Raw genomic sequence first — 14,952 nt, 5'->3', positions numbered from 1 at the left:
CGGCGAACGTGGCTAAGGTTGTCCATTGGAGACACGGTGCGGGCGGTGTCACTTTTGGGCATGGCTGATCGGCGGGCACCGCGCGCATGGGGTGGCCGTTGACGGTGGCGCTGACGGTTTCAAAGAGCGTTGGCGCGAGTTTGGCATAGGCGGCGGGTGTAGGACAGCGGGCGGTGGCACAGTCGCGTTGCTTGTCTTCGGACATTAGTATATACTTTGTCAGTATCGATACGAGGATAGCATGTCGAAAGCCGCCGTGTTCACGATGAAGCTGGAGCCTGACCTGCGAGCCGAGTTCATGGCCGCCGCCGAAGCCTGCCACCGACCGGCATCGCAGGTGGTACGCGAGTTGATGCGCGAGTTCGTCCAGCGCCAGCAGGATCAGCGCGACCATAAAGCCTTCCTGCACGCCAAGGTCGCAGCGGCGCGCGCCTCGGTCGATAAGGGGTTGGGCCGTCCCGACGCGGCGGTCGAGGCCGATTTCGCCGCACGTCGCGCCCGGATACCTAACCGGGCGTGAAGGTCCGATGGACGCCGGAAGCGGAACAGGACCGCACGGCGATCTGGGAGTATCTCGAAGCGCGTGATCCTGACGCGGCGCTTCGGATCGATCTCCTGTTCAGCGAAGCCGCTGCCGGGCTGGCCGACTTCCCCATGATCGGACACGAGGGGGAAGTGCCAGGTACGCGCGAGCTTACCCCGCACCGAAGCTATCGGCTCGTGTATCAAATCATCGACGACACGGTCTGGATACTCGTGCTGATCCACACTGCCCGGCAATGGCCTTCGCTCCGGCCCTCCTGAAAATGATTGGGACTTGGGAATGACCGCGCTTTGTGGAAAGCGCCCAAACCGCCCCCTTGCCACAGTGTATCGATTTTGATACATAGCTCTTGTGAAACCGATAGCGTTCCTCGGCGACAGCCTCGACCGGCTGCGTGATTTTCCGGACGATGCGCGATCGGACACCGGCCACCAGCTCAAAGAGGTTCAGAACGGCAACGATCCCGACGATTGGAAGCCACTGAAAACGGTAGGTCCGGGCGTCCGGGAAATCAGGATCAGGGAGGATTCCGGGGCGTTTCGGATCATCTACCTGGCGACACTACCGGACGCGGTACTGGTCCTGCATGCTTTTCAGAAAAAGACGCAGGCAACGCCGCAACGCGATATCGATCTGGCGGCAAGCCGCCTGCGGGCATGGAGGCAAAAGTGATGGACGTTCAGACCTTCGATAACGTGTTCGACGCACTGGCGGATACCCCGGCCGAGGCCGCGAACCTCAAGGCACGCTCCGAGTTACTGTCGGCGCTGAAAGCGCGCGTGCGGGCTTGGGACCTGTCGCAGGAGGTTGCGGCCAGCCGTCTCGGTATCACCCGCCCGCGTCTCAACGACCTGTTGCAAGGCAAGATGGCGAAGTTTTCGCTTGATGCACTGGTGAACCTCGCGACTGCCTCCGGTCTGGTGGTGCATATCCACGTTGCGGAAGCCGCCTGACGCTACCCGTAGCGACTTGCGATGATGATCGCGCGGAACTGCGAAAAGGGGCTGTTCCGGCTTGAGTGCTTGAGACGGATCGATGTGGGACGCGCAGGCTCTGTGAGACGGCAACCAAACCCGGCGCGGTGGACGCATAATGCTGCTCGGACGGCTCACGATTGGCGAAAAGTGGGTGGTTAACGGACACTCATCAGATCAGTCGCGCTGTAGTCTATCTCGGGGCCCTTAGCGGTCTTTTTGCGCGCGAGCGTTGATGGTCGCAGATCAGCTTGCGGGAAAGTTTTCATAACGCAGTCTGTCACCATCGGGATATTCTGATTCACTTCAAAGTAAGCAGCCTCGCCGCCATCGGTGATTCCGCCACTGAAGCCAAGGAAGTGCCCACCGCACCTCCTTACGGCCTTAGGAACCACTTTAGTGTCGTTCGGGATGTAGTCAGTTGCCAAAACACCAATCATAGGTACGTACCGCGTTGTTCCATATGCCAGTTCGAACTTATGGCTAAGCAGCGGCGTTGCTGAGCAAGCCGTCAAGGCCGCTGCTGCCGAGGCCAAAGTCAAATGCGTCCGTACCATACCTCATGTATGATCTTGGCCAGGAATATCTGCAAGTGGGACGTCAACCGACATCACCCGAACCCTGAAGAACAGCGCTCCCGGTGCGATTGTGCATCATGCGCTCAATCTCCTCCCGAAACTCGCTAAGGGATGGATAGTCGGTTTCAAAACGCGTACTGCATCGGTTCTCTGGCTCGTAGTAATTTGCGAGCGTGACGTTGATGATAAGCCCTCCGGTAGAACCTTTCGGGGCGATACCGATCTTGGTAATTTCCGTATATTGTCCTTGTTCTCCAAAGCCCCACTCGCCGAGGACCGGACTATCAGCGTTGATAGGATAGGCGGAAAGCGAAGCGGCGAAGTCTCCGACAGCCTGCCACTGAACCCACATGCCGTTACGGCCACCGAACTGTGGGGTCTGCACCTTCGCGATTAGCCACCCAAAATCGTCACCGTCGGGGCTAAATTCATATTCCAAGACCAACTTGCTGTTCATTTACCGATGGTGGCACGGCCCGGTGAGCGTCGGCAAGTGGTGACAACCACCCCCTCACCCGCCCCGCTCCTTCACCGTCTCCATCGCCACGAACGTCGAGGTGCTCTCGACATGCGGCAGGCTCGAGATCTTTTCCCCCAGCACGATGCGGTAGCGGCGGATGTCGGCGGTGCGGACCTTCAGCAGATAGTCGAAGCTGCTCGCGATCATGTGGCATTCCTCGACTTCGGGGATGCGGCGCACCGCCGCGTTGAAATCGCGCAGGGCCGCCTCGCGGGTGTCGGACAGTTTGACCTCGGCGAAGGCGACGTGATCGAGGCCGAGCCGCGCCGGATCGACGATCGCGCGGAAGCCGCGGATCACGCGCGTCGCGATCAGCCGGCGTAGCCGTGCTTGCGTGGGCGACTTGGACAGGCCGATGCGCTGGGCGAGATCGGTGACGGTCATCCGCCCGTCCTCGACAAGCGCCGCGACGATGCGGTGATCGAACTCGTCCAGATCGACTGACACGGGCGGTTTTTCCATCTGTTTCGCCTGCCACGGCGCCTAACAAAAGTCGATCCGGCACGATCCTGCCGCGAAATCGGTCGAAATCCCGCGCCCGCCTTTGCTACATTTGCGTCATGACGACGCCCCCGCCCTTCGCCGCCTTCGCGCCCCCGATCCGCCCGGCCACGCCGCTGCGCGCCGCGATCACCGCCGCCTATCGCCGCGACGAGGCCGAGGCGCTCGCGCCCCTGCTCGCCGCCGCCACGCTCGACGACGCGACGCGCGCAGCGGTGCGCGAAACCGCGCGCACGCTCGTCGCCACGCTCCGCGCGCAGAAGCGTGGCAGCGGGGTCGAGGGGCTGGTGCAGGAATATGCGCTGTCGAGCCAGGAGGGCGTCGCTTTGATGTGCCTCGCCGAAGCGCTGCTGCGCATCCCCGATGACGCGACGCGCGACGCGCTGATCCGCGACAAGATCGCCGATGGCGATTGGGGCGCGCATCTCGGCGGGGGCAAATCGCTGTTCGTCAACGCGGCGACCTGGGGGCTGGTCGTCACCGGCAGACTAGTCGGCAGCGTCGATGATCGCGGGCTCGGCGCGGCGCTGGCGCGGCTGGTGGCGCGCGCGGGCGAGCCGGTGATCCGGCGCGGGGTCGATCTGGCGATGCGGATGATGGGCGAGCAGTTCGTCACCGGCGAGACGATCGACGAGGCGTTGCGCCGCGCGCGGACGATGGAGGCGAAGGGCTTCGGCTACAGCTACGATATGCTCGGCGAGGCGGCGACCACCGCCGCCGATGCGGCGCGCTATTTCACCGATTACGAGCGCGCGATCCATGCGATCGGCACCGCCTCGGCGGGGCGCGGCGTGTATGGCGGGCCGGGCATCTCGATCAAGCTGTCGGCGCTGCACCCGCGCTACGTGCGCGCGCAGGCCGGGCGCGTGATGGCCGAACTGCTGCCGCGCGTGACCGATCTCGCGCGGCTCGCCAAGCGCTACGACATCGGTTTCAACATCGATGCGGAGGAGGCTGACCGGCTGGAGCTGTCGCTCGATCTGCTCGAAAGCCTTGCGCTCGATCCCGATCTGGCGGGCTGGAACGGGCTGGGTTTCGTCGTGCAGGGCTATGGCAAGCGCTGCCCGTTCGTGATCGACTGGATCGTCGATCTGGCGCGGCGCAGCGGACGGCGGATCATGGTGCGGCTGGTCAAGGGCGCCTATTGGGATGCCGAGATCAAGCGCGCGCACGTCGATGGGCTGGCGGATTTCCCGGTCTATACGCGCAAGGTGCATACTGACGTCGCGTATATCGCCTGTGCGCGGAAGTTGCTGGCGGCGCGCGATGCGGTGTTCCCGCAATTCGCCACGCACAATGCGCAGACCTTGGCGACGATCTACCATCTGGCCGGGCCGGATTTCGTGACGGGCGATTACGAGTTCCAGTGCCTGCACGGCATGGGCGAGCCGCTGTATGAGCAGGTGGTTGGCGCGGACAAACTGGCGCGACCGTGCCGGATCTATGCGCCGGTCGGTACGCACGAGACGTTGCTGGCGTATCTGGTGCGACGGTTGCTGGAGAATGGCGCCAATTCGTCGTTCGTCAACCGGATCAACGATGCTTCGGTGCCGATCGCGGAGATGATCGCTGATCCGGTCGAGGTGGTGCGGGCGATGCTGCAGCCGGGGGCGCGCCACGACCAGATCGCTTTGCCGTCCGCGCTCTATCCTGATCGCGCCAATTCGTGCGGGGTGGATCTCAGCGACGAACGCGCGCTTACCACGCTTGAAGCGGCGCTGTTGGAAAGTGCCGCGACCGGCTGGATCGCCGCGCCGCCAGGTGGTGAGGGTGTGGCGCGCCCGGTATACAACCCCGCTGACGCGCGCGACGTGGTCGGCACGGTGTTCGAACCGTCGGTCGCGCAGGCCGAGACCGCAGCCGCGCGGGCTGCCGGTTCGACGTGGGGCGCGGTGCCGGTCGACGAGCGTGCCGCGATCCTTGAACGCGCCGCCGAAGCGCTTCAGGCGCGGATGCCGGTGCTGCTCGGGCTGATCGTGCGCGAGGCGGGCAAGTCGCTCCCCAATGCGATCGCCGAGGTGCGGGAGGCGATCGACTTCCTCCACTATTACGCCGCGCGGGCGCGCGCGACGTTTGGCGCGGAGCAGGTGCCACTCGGGCCAATGGTGTGCATCAGCCCGTGGAATTTCCCGCTGGCGATCTTCACAGGCCAAGTCGCCGCCGCGCTCGCTGCGGGCAATCCGGTGCTCGCCAAGCCCGCCGAGGAAACCCCGCTGATCGCGGCCGAGGCGGTGCGGCTGCTCCACGCGGCGGGCGTGCCGGGCGATGCGCTGCAAGTGCTCCCGGGCGACGGTGCGATCGGCGCGGCTTTGGTCGCCGCGCCTGAGACGGCGGGCGTGGTGTTCACCGGCTCTACCGATGTGGCGCGGCTGATCCAGCGCCAGCTTGCCACGCGGCTGTCGCCGTCGGGCAAGCCGATCCCGCTGATCGCCGAGACCGGCGGGCAGAATGCGATGATCGTCGATTCGTCCGCGCTCGCCGAGCAGGTGGTGGCGGATGTGCTCGCCTCTGCGTTCGACAGCGCGGGGCAGCGGTGCTCGGCGTTGCGCATCCTGTGCTTGCAGGAGGAGGTCGCCGATCGCACGCTGGCGATGCTCAAGGGTGCGCTTGCGGAGTTGAGTCTGGGGCGGACCGACCGGCTCGCGGTCGATATCGGCCCGGTCATTACTGCCGAGGCGCGGGGCGCGATCACCGCGCATATCGAGGCGACGCGCGCGCGCGGCCATGCCGTCACGCAGGCGCCGCTGCCCACATCGACCGCGCACGGCACGTTCGTCGCGCCGACGATCATCGAGATCGACCGCATCGGTGATGTCGAGCGTGAAGTGTTCGGCCCGGTGCTGCATGTGCTGCGCTACCGGCGCGAGCGGTTGGGCGATCTGGTCGAGGCGATCAACGCGACCGGCTATGGCCTGACCTTCGGGCTGCACACGCGGCTCGACGCGACCGTCGCCGAAGTGACGGCACGGGTGCAGGCGGGCAATCTGTATGTGAACCGCAACGTCATCGGCGCGGTGGTCGGCGTGCAGCCGTTCGGCGGGCGTGGGCTGTCGGGGACGGGACCGAAGGCGGGCGGGCCGCTGTATCTCGGGCGGCTGGTGCAGGTCGCGCCGGACGTGGCCGAGCATAGCGGGCAGATTCCGGCGGCTTTGCGCGACTTCGCCGACTGGCTGGCGGCGCGTGGCGATGCGCGCGGTGCGGCCAAGGCGCTACGCTATGGCGCGGCCTCGGCGCTTGGCGTCGAGCGCGTGCTGCCGGGGCCGGTTGGCGAGCGCAACCTTTACGCGTTGCACCCGCGCGGGAGCGTGCTGCTCAGGCCGGCGAGCGACGCCGGGCTGATCGAGCAGATGGCGGCGGTGCTGGCGACGGGCAATCGCGGCGTGGTCGAGGGGATGGCGCTTCCCGCCGGGCTGCCGGCGAGCGTGGCGGCGGCGTTTGATGCGGGGGATGCGGGCTATGCGGTTGCGCTGGTCGAGGGCGATCCCGGCGAGACGCTCGCACGGGTCGCGGCACTGCCGGGGGCGATCGTGCCGGTCCACCGTGCCGATCCGTCGCGACCGCTCGCATATGATCCGGTGTGGCTGGTCGAGGAGGTTTCGACCTCGATCAACACGACGGCGGCTGGCGGCAATGCGAGTTTGATGGCGATCGGCTGAGAGCCCGTCGCCCCGGCGGAGCCTGTCCTGAGCGGCTGGCTTGCCAGCCAGCCGAAGGGGCCGGGGCCGCTGCGTAGTTTGGCGGGCCGGGTGCCACGAACCCAGCGGCCCCGGCCTTCGCCGGGGCGACGGCGGTGGCATTCGCCCGCGCCTCTTCGTCACCCCAGCGCAAGCTGGGGTCTTGTGCGGCTCTCGCACGCCCTCCCCACGAAGACCCCAGCTTGCGCTGGGGTGACGATTGGGAGACCGTCGATTTTCCCTCCGACGGTTCCCTTTTCCTCCACCTGCACCCATATACACCCGGCCGGTACGCCCGCGTGACAGACGGACGGCCTTTCGCGGGAGAGCCGATCCTCGTCCGTTCAATGCAGTAGCCTTATGTCCCTTCTCCCCTTTTCCGGTCAGCCGGCGCAGCGCCCACGGCGGCGCGGAGTCGCCTCGGTCAATGCCGAGGTGCGCGACGGCATCGTTCCGGCGGCGGGGTCGCTCGCCAAGACGCAGGATATCGGCCCCGCCGTATCGGGGCAGAATTACCGGCTGGTCGCGCTCATCATCGCCAGCGCGTTGTTCATGGAGTTCGTCGACGCGACCGTGCTTGCCACCGCGCTGCCGACGATGGCGCGCGATTTCGGGGTGCGCGCGCCCGAGATGAGCATCGCGCTCACCTCATATTTGCTCGCGCTGGCGATCTTCATCCCGGCCTCGGGCGTGCTGGCGGATCGCTACGGATCGCGCACCGTGTTCCGCACCGCGATCCTGCTGTTCATGGCGGGCAGCCTCGCCTGCGGACAGTCGCGCACGCTCGAGATGATCGTGGTGTCGCGCTTCGTGCAGGGCATCGGCGGGGCGATGATGATCCCGGTCGGGCGGCTGGTGCTGCTGCGCTCGGTCGCCAAGCAGGACATGGTCAACGCGATGTCGTGGCTGCTGGTGCCGGCGCTGATCGGCCCGATCGTCGGCCCGCCGCTGGGCGGGTTCATCGTCACCTATCTCGACTGGCGGTGGATCTTCTACATCAACCTGCCGGTCGGCGTGCTCGGCGTGTGGCTGGTCGGGCGCTTCATCGCCAACATCAAGGAGGACGAGCCGGCGCCATTCGACGTGCGCGGTTTCGTGCTGAGCGGGCTGTCGCTCGGCTGCCTGCTGTTCGGGTTCGAGATGGTCAGCCGCCCCGGCGAGGGCGGCAGCGCGGCGGTGCTGGTCGCGATCGGCGTGGTGGCGGGGGTGCTCTACATTCGCCATGCGCGCGGTCGCGAGGGCGCGATCCTCGACCTCTCGCTTATGCGCGATCCGACCTTCCGTCTCTCCGTCATAGCCGGATCGATCACGCGAATCACGCAGGGCGCACAGCCGTTCCTGCTGCCGCTGATGATGCAGGTCGGCTTCGGCTTCTCCGCCGCGCGCAGCGGCACGATCACGGTGGCGACAGCGATCGGCTCGCTCGCGATGAAGAGCCTCGCGCAGCGCGTGCTGCGCTGGCTCGGCTTCCGCCGCGCGCTGATCTGGAACGGCGTGCTGGCGACCGCAGGCTATGCGGTGTGCGGGCTGTTCCGGCCGAGCTGGCCGGTGTGGGCGATGTTCGGGATGCTCGGCATCTCGGGGTTCTTCATGTCGTTCCAGTTCACCGCCTACAACACGATCGCCTATGACGGCGTCGACAAGCGCCACATGAGCAGCGCGACGGCGTTTTACTCGACCTTCCAGCAACTGATGCTGTCGCTCGGCATCTGCGTCGCGGCGATTGCGCTGCATCTCGCGATGCTGGTGAACGGCCATGTGGCGCCGGCACTCGACGATTTCTCGGCGGCGTTCTGGGTGGTGACGTCGATCTCGCTGAGCGCGACTTTGTGGAACGTGCGTTTCGCGCGCGATGCTGGCGCGGAGATCAGCGGGCATGTCGAGCCTGCACCCGAAAAGGTCGCAGCCTGAAGCCCCCGAGCATCACACGGACACAGGAATCCGCTCTCTCTCAGCGCGGTCGAAAGGCAAGCCACAAGCCCGTGGAGAAACCCGATCGGGCTATCACGCCGCTTTGGGAAGGGGCGCTGTCTCAGCAACGAACTTGAGCGTGAAAAGCGGTTGCCGATGCTGATCGAACACGGACATCAACCATGCCTCGCAGTGCCAGAAGCGTTCGGGCATCTCTTTGAGGACTTCGGCTGCATATCGCACCGCCTCGACGCGGGCGGCGTTAAGGTCCGGCCACTCCGACCCTTCCGCGTCCGGAAAATCCTGACCGTCTTTTATATCGAAATAATACCGGGGCATAGCCGTCTCCAACCTTCAGGCGGGAGTACGGGGTCTCTCAGCCGCTAGCCCGGATATCAAAAAGCGCGATATATATCAAAATGCTATGCCCTAACCTGCGCCATTTCGGGGGCGTTTGTCAGCTACGTAATCGCCGAATTTCACTCGCCGCCGAGCATACCGATCCGCTTGCGGTCCTCGGCCGGAATCAGCCCTTCGAGCACCGCCCAGAAGCCGCCGACCGCCGCCTGCCCCGCGCTTGCATACGCGGCGGAGAGCCGCTCGCGCAGCGCGTCGAACAATTCGGTTTCGAGCCGGCGTCCGGTCTCGCTCAGCCGGAGGAGGCGCTGGCGGCGGTCGCGTTCGCCGGGGCGCATCTCGACCAGTTCGCGCTCGATCAGTTCGTTGAGCACGCGGCCGAGCGATTGCTTGGTGATCGCCAGCAGGCCGAGCAACTGACTCACGGTCAGGTCGGGCTGGCGGGCGATGAAATACAGCGCGCGATGGTGCGCCCGCCCCAGCCCCTGGTCGGCCAATCCCTGATCGATGGTGCGCGTCAGGTGGCTGTTTCCGAAGTACAAAAGCTCGAGTCCGCGCCGAAGCTCGGGTTCGCGCAGGAAAAGCGGCGACGCGGCGGTGTTCTGGCCAGCCATGTTGACCGGATTTGACCGCAACCCTATCAGGGTTCAACCCCCAAGTTGTATCAAATTGTACGAAGGTTGCGATGACCGATCTGACTCTCGACACTGCCGATCGGACCACCGCCGACGCGCCGCCCTTCGCCTTTGAACGCAACGCCAGCCCGATCGCGGCGAACGAACGCGCCCGGCTGCTGGAGAACCCCGGCTTCGGGCGCGTCTTCACCGATCATATGGTGCTGATCCGCTACACTGAGGAAAAGGGCTGGCACGACGCCAAGATCGTGCCGCGCGCGCCGTTCCAGATGGATGGCGCGTCGTCGGTGCTGCATTACGCGCAGGAAATCTTCGAAGGCATGAAGGCCTATCGCCTTGCCGATGGCAGCACCGCGCTGTTCCGGCCCGAGGCGAACGCGCGCCGCTTCCGCGATTCCGCGATCCGCATGGCGATGGAGCCGTTGCCCGAGGAGCTGTTCCTCGCTTCCGTGCGCGAACTCGTCAAAATCGAGCAGGACTGGATTCCCGAGGCCGAGGGCGGATCGCTGTATCTGCGCCCGTTCATGATCGCGAGCGAGGTGTTCCTCGGCGTGAAGCCGTCGTCGGAATATCTCTATGCGGTGATCGCCTCGTCGGTCGGCGCCTATTTCAAGGCCGGCGCGGGCGCCGTCTCGCTGTGGGTGTCGCAGGACTATACGCGCGCGGCGCCGGGCGGCACGGGTGCGGCCAAGTGCGGCGGCAATTACGCCTCCAGTCTGGTCGCGCAGGCCGAGGCGACGCGCAAGGGCTGCGACCAGGTGCTGTTCCTCGACGCGGTCGAGCGCCGCTGGATCGAGGAACTCGGCGGCATGAACATCTTCTTCGTGTTCGACGATGGCGGCCTCGCCACGCCGCCGCTGACCGGCACGATCCTGCCCGGCATCACCCGCGATTCGATCCTCACGATGGCGCGGGACATGGGGCTGACCGTGCGTGAGGAGCCCTATGCGATCGACCAGTGCCGCGCCGATGCCGAGAGCGGCCGGCTGCGCGAGGCGTTCGCCTGCGGCACCGCCGCCGTGGTCGCGCCGATCGGCCACATGAAGATGGCCGATGGCGACTTCACGATCGGCAGCGGCGGCCCCGGCCAGACGACGATGCGCATCCGCGACGCGCTGACCAGCGTGCAGCGCGGCAAGCTGCCTGACCCGCACGGCTGGGTCGAACGGATCGCCTGATCGGACGACCCTTCACAAAAGGGTCTTTTCACCGGCGGAGGCTGCGCCTAAAGGCCTGCCTTCGCTGTTGGGGCGTAGCCAAGTGGTAAGGCAGCGGCTTTTGATGCCGCGTACCGCAGGTTCGAATCCTGCCGCCCCAGCCAAGCATCATTCCGCCACCACCGCCTGCGCGCGCGCTTCCTCGGCGAAGTGGCGCAGCGTGGTGGAAAGGGCGCCGCGACGGTAGGCGGTCGCCATGCGCGCGATCCGGGCTAATTCCGCTTTCTAACAATCCACCGCGCATTCGCTTGTTTCGACCTGCACGGTCGCGTGGCCGATGCCGAAGCGCGCGCGCAGCATCGCCTGGGTTTCCATCAGGAAGGCGTCGCCGGGGTGGCCGGCGGGCATCAGCAGGTGCGTGGTCAGCACGGTCTCGGTGGTGCTCATCGGCCAGATGTGGAGATCGTGGATGCGCGTCACGCCCGGCAACGCCTGCAGCGCGGCGCCGACCGCGTCGTAATCGATCGCGCGCGGCACCGCCGCCAGCGACATCTCGACCGATTCGCGCAGCAAGCCCCACGTCTGCCAGACGATCAGCAGCGCGATGACGATGCTCACCGCCGGATCGAGCCAGGTGATGCCGGTCAGCAGGATCACCAAGCCGACGATCACCACGCCAGCCGACACCGCAGCATCGGCGGCCATGTGGAGGAAGGCGCCGCGGATGTTGATGTCATCCTTGCGGCCGCGCGCGAACAGCAACGCGGTGGCGAGGTTGATGACGATGCCTACGCCCGCGACGATCGACACGGTCGCCCCGGCGACCGGCGCGGGCGCGGCGAGCCGCTGCGCCGCCTCAAGGATGATCGCGCCGAGCGCGACGAGCAGGAACAGCGCATTGAGCAGCGCGGCGAGGATCGTCGAGCCCTTGAGGCCATAGGTGAAGCGCTTGGTCGCCGCGCGCCGCGCGAGCGTCGCGCCGCCCCAGGCGATGGCGAGGCCGAGCACGTCGGACAAATTGTGTCCGGCGTCGGCGAGCAAAGCGACCGAGTGCGCGATGAAGCCGAAGCCGGCCTCCACCCCGACGAAGATGATGTTGAGCGCGATGCCGATCGCGAAGGCACGGTCGAACGTGGCGGGCGCGTGGGCATGGCCGTGGCCGTGGCTGTGCCCGGCGCGTGAGTGGCCGGCGTGATCGTGCGAATGGTTGTGATGGCCGGCCAAGGGAGAACTCCGCGTATCGCTTTCGCGTGCCGTAGCACCCCCGGCGCAGGTGATACTAGGACGCGGGTTTGGCATAAACCCGTTCGTGCTGTTGGGGGAGGGCAGTGGATTAACTCTTGCAGCATGTCTTCTCCCCTCCCGTTTGCGGGAGGGGTCGGGGGAGGGCCTGTCGAGAGGACGCGACCTTGGACAAGCCCTCCCCTAGCCCCTCCCGCAAGCGGGAGGGGAATGCGTATCTCAGCAGGCAGACAACCTGCCACCACCGGGGCTGGCGTTTCGCGCGTCGGCGCGTAGAACGCCGCCGTGGCCGATCCCGCCCTCCCCGTCCTTGCCGTGTTGCCGGACCTGCTCGCCGCCTTGCGCGGCGGGGCGAACGCGGTGCTGGTCGCGCCGCCGGGTGCGGGCAAGACGACGGCGGTTGCCCCCGCCTTGCTCGGCGAGGACTGGTGTAGCGGCGAAGTGCTACTCCTCTCGCCGCGCCGGCTCGCGGCGCGTGCCGCCGCCGAGCGGATGGCGGTGCTGGCGGGGGAGCCGGTCGGGCGGACCTTCGGCTATGCGACGCGGATGGACAGCAAGCGCTCCGCCGCGACGCGGGTGACGGTGTTGACCGAGGGCATCTTCGTCAACCGCATCCAGGCCGATCCCGAACTGGCCGGCGTATCGGCAGTGCTGTTCGACGAAGTGCATGAGCGCAGCCTCGACAGCGACTTCGGGTTGGCGCTGGCGCTCGATGCGCAAGGGGGGCTGCGGCCCGATCTGCGGCTGGTGGCGATGTCGGCGACGCTCGATGGCGGGCGGTTCTCGGCATTGATGGGCGGGGCACCCGTCATCGAGAGCGCCGGGCGGATGTTCCCGCTGACGCTGCGCCATCTTGGCCGCGCGGCCGAAGCGCGGATCGAGGATTCGGTCGCGGCTGCGGTGCGGACGGCGCTCCGCGAGGAGGGCGGCGGCATCCTCGCCTTCCTGCCCGGCGTCGGCGAGATCGAGCGCACCGCCGAGCGGCTCGACGGGCTGGGTGACGGCATCACGCTGCATCGGCTGCACGGCAATCTTGATCCGGGCGCGCAACGCGCCGCGATTGCGCCAGACCCGCACGGGCGGCGCAAGATCGTGCTGGCGACCTCGATCGCCGAGACCAGCCTAACGCTCGACGGCATTTCGGTGGTGGTCGATTCGGGGCTGGCGCGGCGGCCACGTCATGACCGCGCGGCGGGGATGACGCGGCTCGTCACCGAACGCGCGAGCCAGGCGGCGGTGACGCAGCGCGCCGGCCGCGCCGCGCGCCAGCGGCCGGGCGTGGCGTATCGCTTGTGGGAGGAGGCGGCGACCGCGGGGCTGCCGCGTTTTGACCCGCCCGAGATCCTCGAAGCCGATCTGTCGGCGCTGACGCTCGATTGCGCTTTGTGGGGGGTGAGCGACCCGCGCGCGCTGGCGTGGCTCGATCCGCCGCCTGAGGCCGCCGTCAGCGAGGCGCGTGCGCGGCTGACGACGCTGGAAGCGATCGACGGCGACGGGCGGCCGACCCCGCATGGCTCGGCAATCGCCAAGCTGCCGCTGCCGCCCCGGCTTGGGCATATGCTGGTGCGGGCCGGCGAGATCGGGCTGGGTACGGTGGCGGCCGAGGTAGCGGTGCTTCTGGGCGAGCGCGGGCTGGGCGGGACCGACGCCGATCTGGAGATGCGGCTGCGGCGCTGGCGCAGCGAGCGCGGGATGCGGGCTGAAGGGGCAAGGCGGCTGGCGGGGCGGTGGGCTTCGTTGATAAAGTCCTCTCCCCTCCGGGGAGAGGATTTAGGAGAGGGGCAGTCCAGCAGCGCTGCGTATCGGACTGCCCCTCTCCCCGGCCCTCTCCCCGCAAGCGGGGAGAGGGAGATTGCGGTTCCGATCGCCCTCGCCTTTCCCGATCGGATCGCGCGGCGGCGCGATGCCAGTGGCGAGACCTGGGCTTCGGTCGGTGGACGCGGGTTCCGGCTCGACCCCGCCTCGGCGCTCGCCCGCGCGGAGTGGCTCGCGGTGGCCGAGACGCAGGGGATGGCGGCGGGCGCGCGAATCCTGTCGGCCGCGCCGATCGAGCAGGCGAGCGTCGAGGCGCTGTTCGGCGACCGCATCGCCACGCATCGCACCGTAACGTTCGATCCTGCCACCGGCGGGGTGCGCGCGACGCGCGAGCGGCGGCTCGGCGCGATCCGGCTGTCGAGCGGTCCCGATGTCGACGCCGATCCGCAGGCGATTGCCGAAGCGTTGCTTGCCGGCGTGCGGAGTGGCGGGTTGCGGCTGTTGCCGTGGAGCGAGGCGGCGCAGGCGCTGCTCGCGCGCGTGGCGTTCCTGCGCGGCGAAGGGCGTCCGGTCGAGGCGATCGACGAGGCCGCGTTGCTGGATCGCGCCGACGAATGGCTTACACCGTTGCTCGCGGGCAAGCGTCGGCTCGACGCGATCGACCCCGGTGCGCTTGCGGATGCGCTTCGCGGCGTGATCGGCTGGGACACGCTGCGGCTGCTCGATGCCGAGGCGCCGACGCATTTCCAATCGCCCGCCGGCAGCAGCCATCCGGTCGATTATGCCGCCGAGGGTGGCCCGCGCGTCGATCTGCGCCCGCAGGCGCTGTTCGGTCTCGCCGCGCATCCGATGATCGCGGGCGGGCGCGTGCCGCTGGTGCTGAGCCTCACCTCCCCCGCCGGTCGGCCCATCCAGACGACGCGCGACCTGCCCGGTTTCTGGGCGGGAAGCTGGGCCGATGTCGCGCGCGAAATGCGCGGCCGCTACCCGCGCCACCCCTGGCCCGACGATCCCGCAGCGGCGAATCCGACCACGCGCACGAAAAACGCGGATGCAAGGGCGCGCGGGGCGCGTTAAGGGGAAAGGGTAAAGAGGGAATCTTTG

General features: G+C 67.4%; 14 protein-coding genes and 1 tRNA gene. 9 read left to right on the top strand and 6 right to left on the bottom strand.

Annotated elements, in window-relative coordinates; genetic code table 11:
• Positions 1-241: 241 nt before the first annotated feature.
• From EWE75_RS14260 to EWE75_RS14245, 4 genes are all read left to right on the top strand, one after another.
• Complete coding sequence (locus tag EWE75_RS14260) at positions 242-520, top strand: antitoxin of toxin-antitoxin stability system (protein ID WP_130158624.1); 279 nt, start codon at positions 242-244, stop codon at positions 518-520.
• Positions 517-804, top strand: a complete 288-nt coding sequence (locus EWE75_RS14255; RefSeq protein WP_130158622.1) for a type II toxin-antitoxin system RelE/ParE family toxin — start codon at positions 517-519, stop codon at positions 802-804. The genes EWE75_RS14260 and EWE75_RS14255 overlap by 4 nt, the downstream gene beginning before the upstream one ends.
• Positions 805-895: 91 nt before the next feature.
• The gene (locus EWE75_RS14250) at positions 896-1,216 is read left to right on the top strand and encodes a type II toxin-antitoxin system RelE/ParE family toxin (protein ID WP_130158620.1); all 321 of its coding nucleotides are present in this window, start codon (positions 896-898) and stop codon (positions 1,214-1,216) included.
• Positions 1,216-1,497, top strand: coding sequence for a helix-turn-helix domain-containing protein (locus EWE75_RS14245; protein ID WP_130158618.1), 282 nt, complete (start codon positions 1,216-1,218; stop codon positions 1,495-1,497). Before EWE75_RS14250 ends, EWE75_RS14245 begins: the two co-directional genes overlap by 1 nt.
• Before the next feature lie 179 nt (positions 1,498-1,676).
• Here EWE75_RS14245 and EWE75_RS14240 read toward each other — a convergent pair whose 3' ends face one another.
• From EWE75_RS14240 to EWE75_RS14230, 3 genes are all read right to left on the bottom strand, one after another.
• The gene (locus EWE75_RS14240) at positions 1,677-1,958 is read right to left on the bottom strand and encodes a hypothetical protein (RefSeq protein WP_130158616.1); all 282 of its coding nucleotides are present in this window, start codon (positions 1,956-1,958) and stop codon (positions 1,677-1,679) included.
• Positions 1,959-2,118: 160 nt separating this feature from the next.
• Positions 2,119-2,553: a hypothetical protein gene (locus EWE75_RS14235; protein ID WP_130158614.1), complete on the bottom strand. Its 435-nt coding sequence runs from the start codon at positions 2,551-2,553 to the stop codon at positions 2,119-2,121.
• A gap of 54 nt (positions 2,554-2,607) precedes the next feature.
• Positions 2,608-3,078, bottom strand: a complete 471-nt coding sequence (locus tag EWE75_RS14230; RefSeq protein ID WP_130158612.1) for an Lrp/AsnC family transcriptional regulator — start codon at positions 3,076-3,078, stop codon at positions 2,608-2,610.
• 98 nt (positions 3,079-3,176) lie between these two features.
• Between EWE75_RS14230 and putA the strand changes: the two genes are divergently transcribed.
• Positions 3,177-6,773 (top strand): trifunctional transcriptional regulator/proline dehydrogenase/L-glutamate gamma-semialdehyde dehydrogenase, encoded by a 3,597-nt coding sequence (gene putA / locus EWE75_RS14225; RefSeq protein WP_130158610.1) that lies wholly within the window; start codon positions 3,177-3,179, stop codon positions 6,771-6,773.
• A 378-nt stretch (positions 6,774-7,151) separates the two neighbouring features.
• On the top strand, positions 7,152-8,702 hold the full coding sequence (locus tag EWE75_RS14220) for an MDR family MFS transporter (RefSeq protein ID WP_130158608.1): 1,551 nt from the start codon (positions 7,152-7,154) through the stop codon (positions 8,700-8,702).
• A gap of 93 nt (positions 8,703-8,795) precedes the next feature.
• Here the strand turns inward: EWE75_RS14220 and EWE75_RS14215 are convergent, their stop codons facing one another.
• Positions 8,796-9,041, bottom strand: coding sequence for a DUF6894 family protein (locus EWE75_RS14215; RefSeq protein WP_130158606.1), 246 nt, complete (start codon positions 9,039-9,041; stop codon positions 8,796-8,798).
• 140 nt (positions 9,042-9,181) lie between these two features.
• Positions 9,182-9,673, bottom strand: a complete 492-nt coding sequence (locus EWE75_RS14210) for a MarR family transcriptional regulator (protein ID WP_130158604.1) — start codon at positions 9,671-9,673, stop codon at positions 9,182-9,184.
• A 71-nt stretch (positions 9,674-9,744) separates the two neighbouring features.
• Between EWE75_RS14210 and EWE75_RS14205 the strand changes: the two genes are divergently transcribed.
• Positions 9,745-10,872, top strand: a complete 1,128-nt coding sequence (locus EWE75_RS14205; protein WP_130158602.1) for a branched-chain amino acid aminotransferase — start codon at positions 9,745-9,747, stop codon at positions 10,870-10,872.
• Positions 10,873-10,940: 68 nt separating this feature from the next.
• Positions 10,941-11,015, top strand: a tRNA-Gln gene (locus EWE75_RS14200).
• A 121-nt stretch (positions 11,016-11,136) separates the two neighbouring features.
• Here EWE75_RS14200 and EWE75_RS14195 read toward each other — a convergent pair.
• Entirely contained in the window at positions 11,137-12,075 is a 939-nt protein-coding gene (locus EWE75_RS14195; protein WP_130158600.1) for a cation diffusion facilitator family transporter, read from the bottom strand.
• 303 nt (positions 12,076-12,378) lie between these two features.
• Between EWE75_RS14195 and hrpB the strand changes: the two genes are divergently transcribed.
• Entirely contained in the window at positions 12,379-14,925 is a 2,547-nt protein-coding gene (gene hrpB / locus EWE75_RS14190) for an ATP-dependent helicase HrpB (protein WP_130158598.1), read from the top strand.
• Positions 14,926-14,952: the final 27 nt, after the last annotated feature.

Origin of the sequence: Sphingomonas populi (genome assembly GCF_004208535.1) — a bacterium.
GTDB classification, from domain to species: domain Bacteria; phylum Pseudomonadota; class Alphaproteobacteria; order Sphingomonadales; family Sphingomonadaceae; genus Sphingomonas; species Sphingomonas populi.
This window is presented reverse-complemented; position numbering and strand designations above follow the sequence as displayed.

Coding starts and splice junctions, on each gene's coding strand:
- EWE75_RS14260 (WP_130158624.1), top strand. CDS start 242: ATGTCGAAAGCCGCCGTGTTCACGATGAAGCTGGAGCCTGACCTGCGA.
- EWE75_RS14240 (WP_130158616.1), bottom strand. CDS start 1,958: ATGATTGGTGTTTTGGCAACTGACTACATCCCGAACGACACTAAAGTG.
- EWE75_RS14210 (WP_130158604.1), bottom strand. CDS start 9,673: ATGGCTGGCCAGAACACCGCCGCGTCGCCGCTTTTCCTGCGCGAACCC.
- EWE75_RS14205 (WP_130158602.1), top strand. CDS start 9,745: ATGACCGATCTGACTCTCGACACTGCCGATCGGACCACCGCCGACGCG.
- EWE75_RS14230 (WP_130158612.1), bottom strand. CDS start 3,078: ATGGAAAAACCGCCCGTGTCAGTCGATCTGGACGAGTTCGATCACCGC.
- putA (WP_130158610.1), top strand. CDS start 3,177: ATGACGACGCCCCCGCCCTTCGCCGCCTTCGCGCCCCCGATCCGCCCG.
- EWE75_RS14215 (WP_130158606.1), bottom strand. CDS start 9,041: ATGCCCCGGTATTATTTCGATATAAAAGACGGTCAGGATTTTCCGGAC.
- EWE75_RS14235 (WP_130158614.1), bottom strand. CDS start 2,553: ATGAACAGCAAGTTGGTCTTGGAATATGAATTTAGCCCCGACGGTGAC.
- EWE75_RS14245 (WP_130158618.1), top strand. CDS start 1,216: ATGGACGTTCAGACCTTCGATAACGTGTTCGACGCACTGGCGGATACC.
- EWE75_RS14220 (WP_130158608.1), top strand. CDS start 7,152: ATGTCCCTTCTCCCCTTTTCCGGTCAGCCGGCGCAGCGCCCACGGCGG.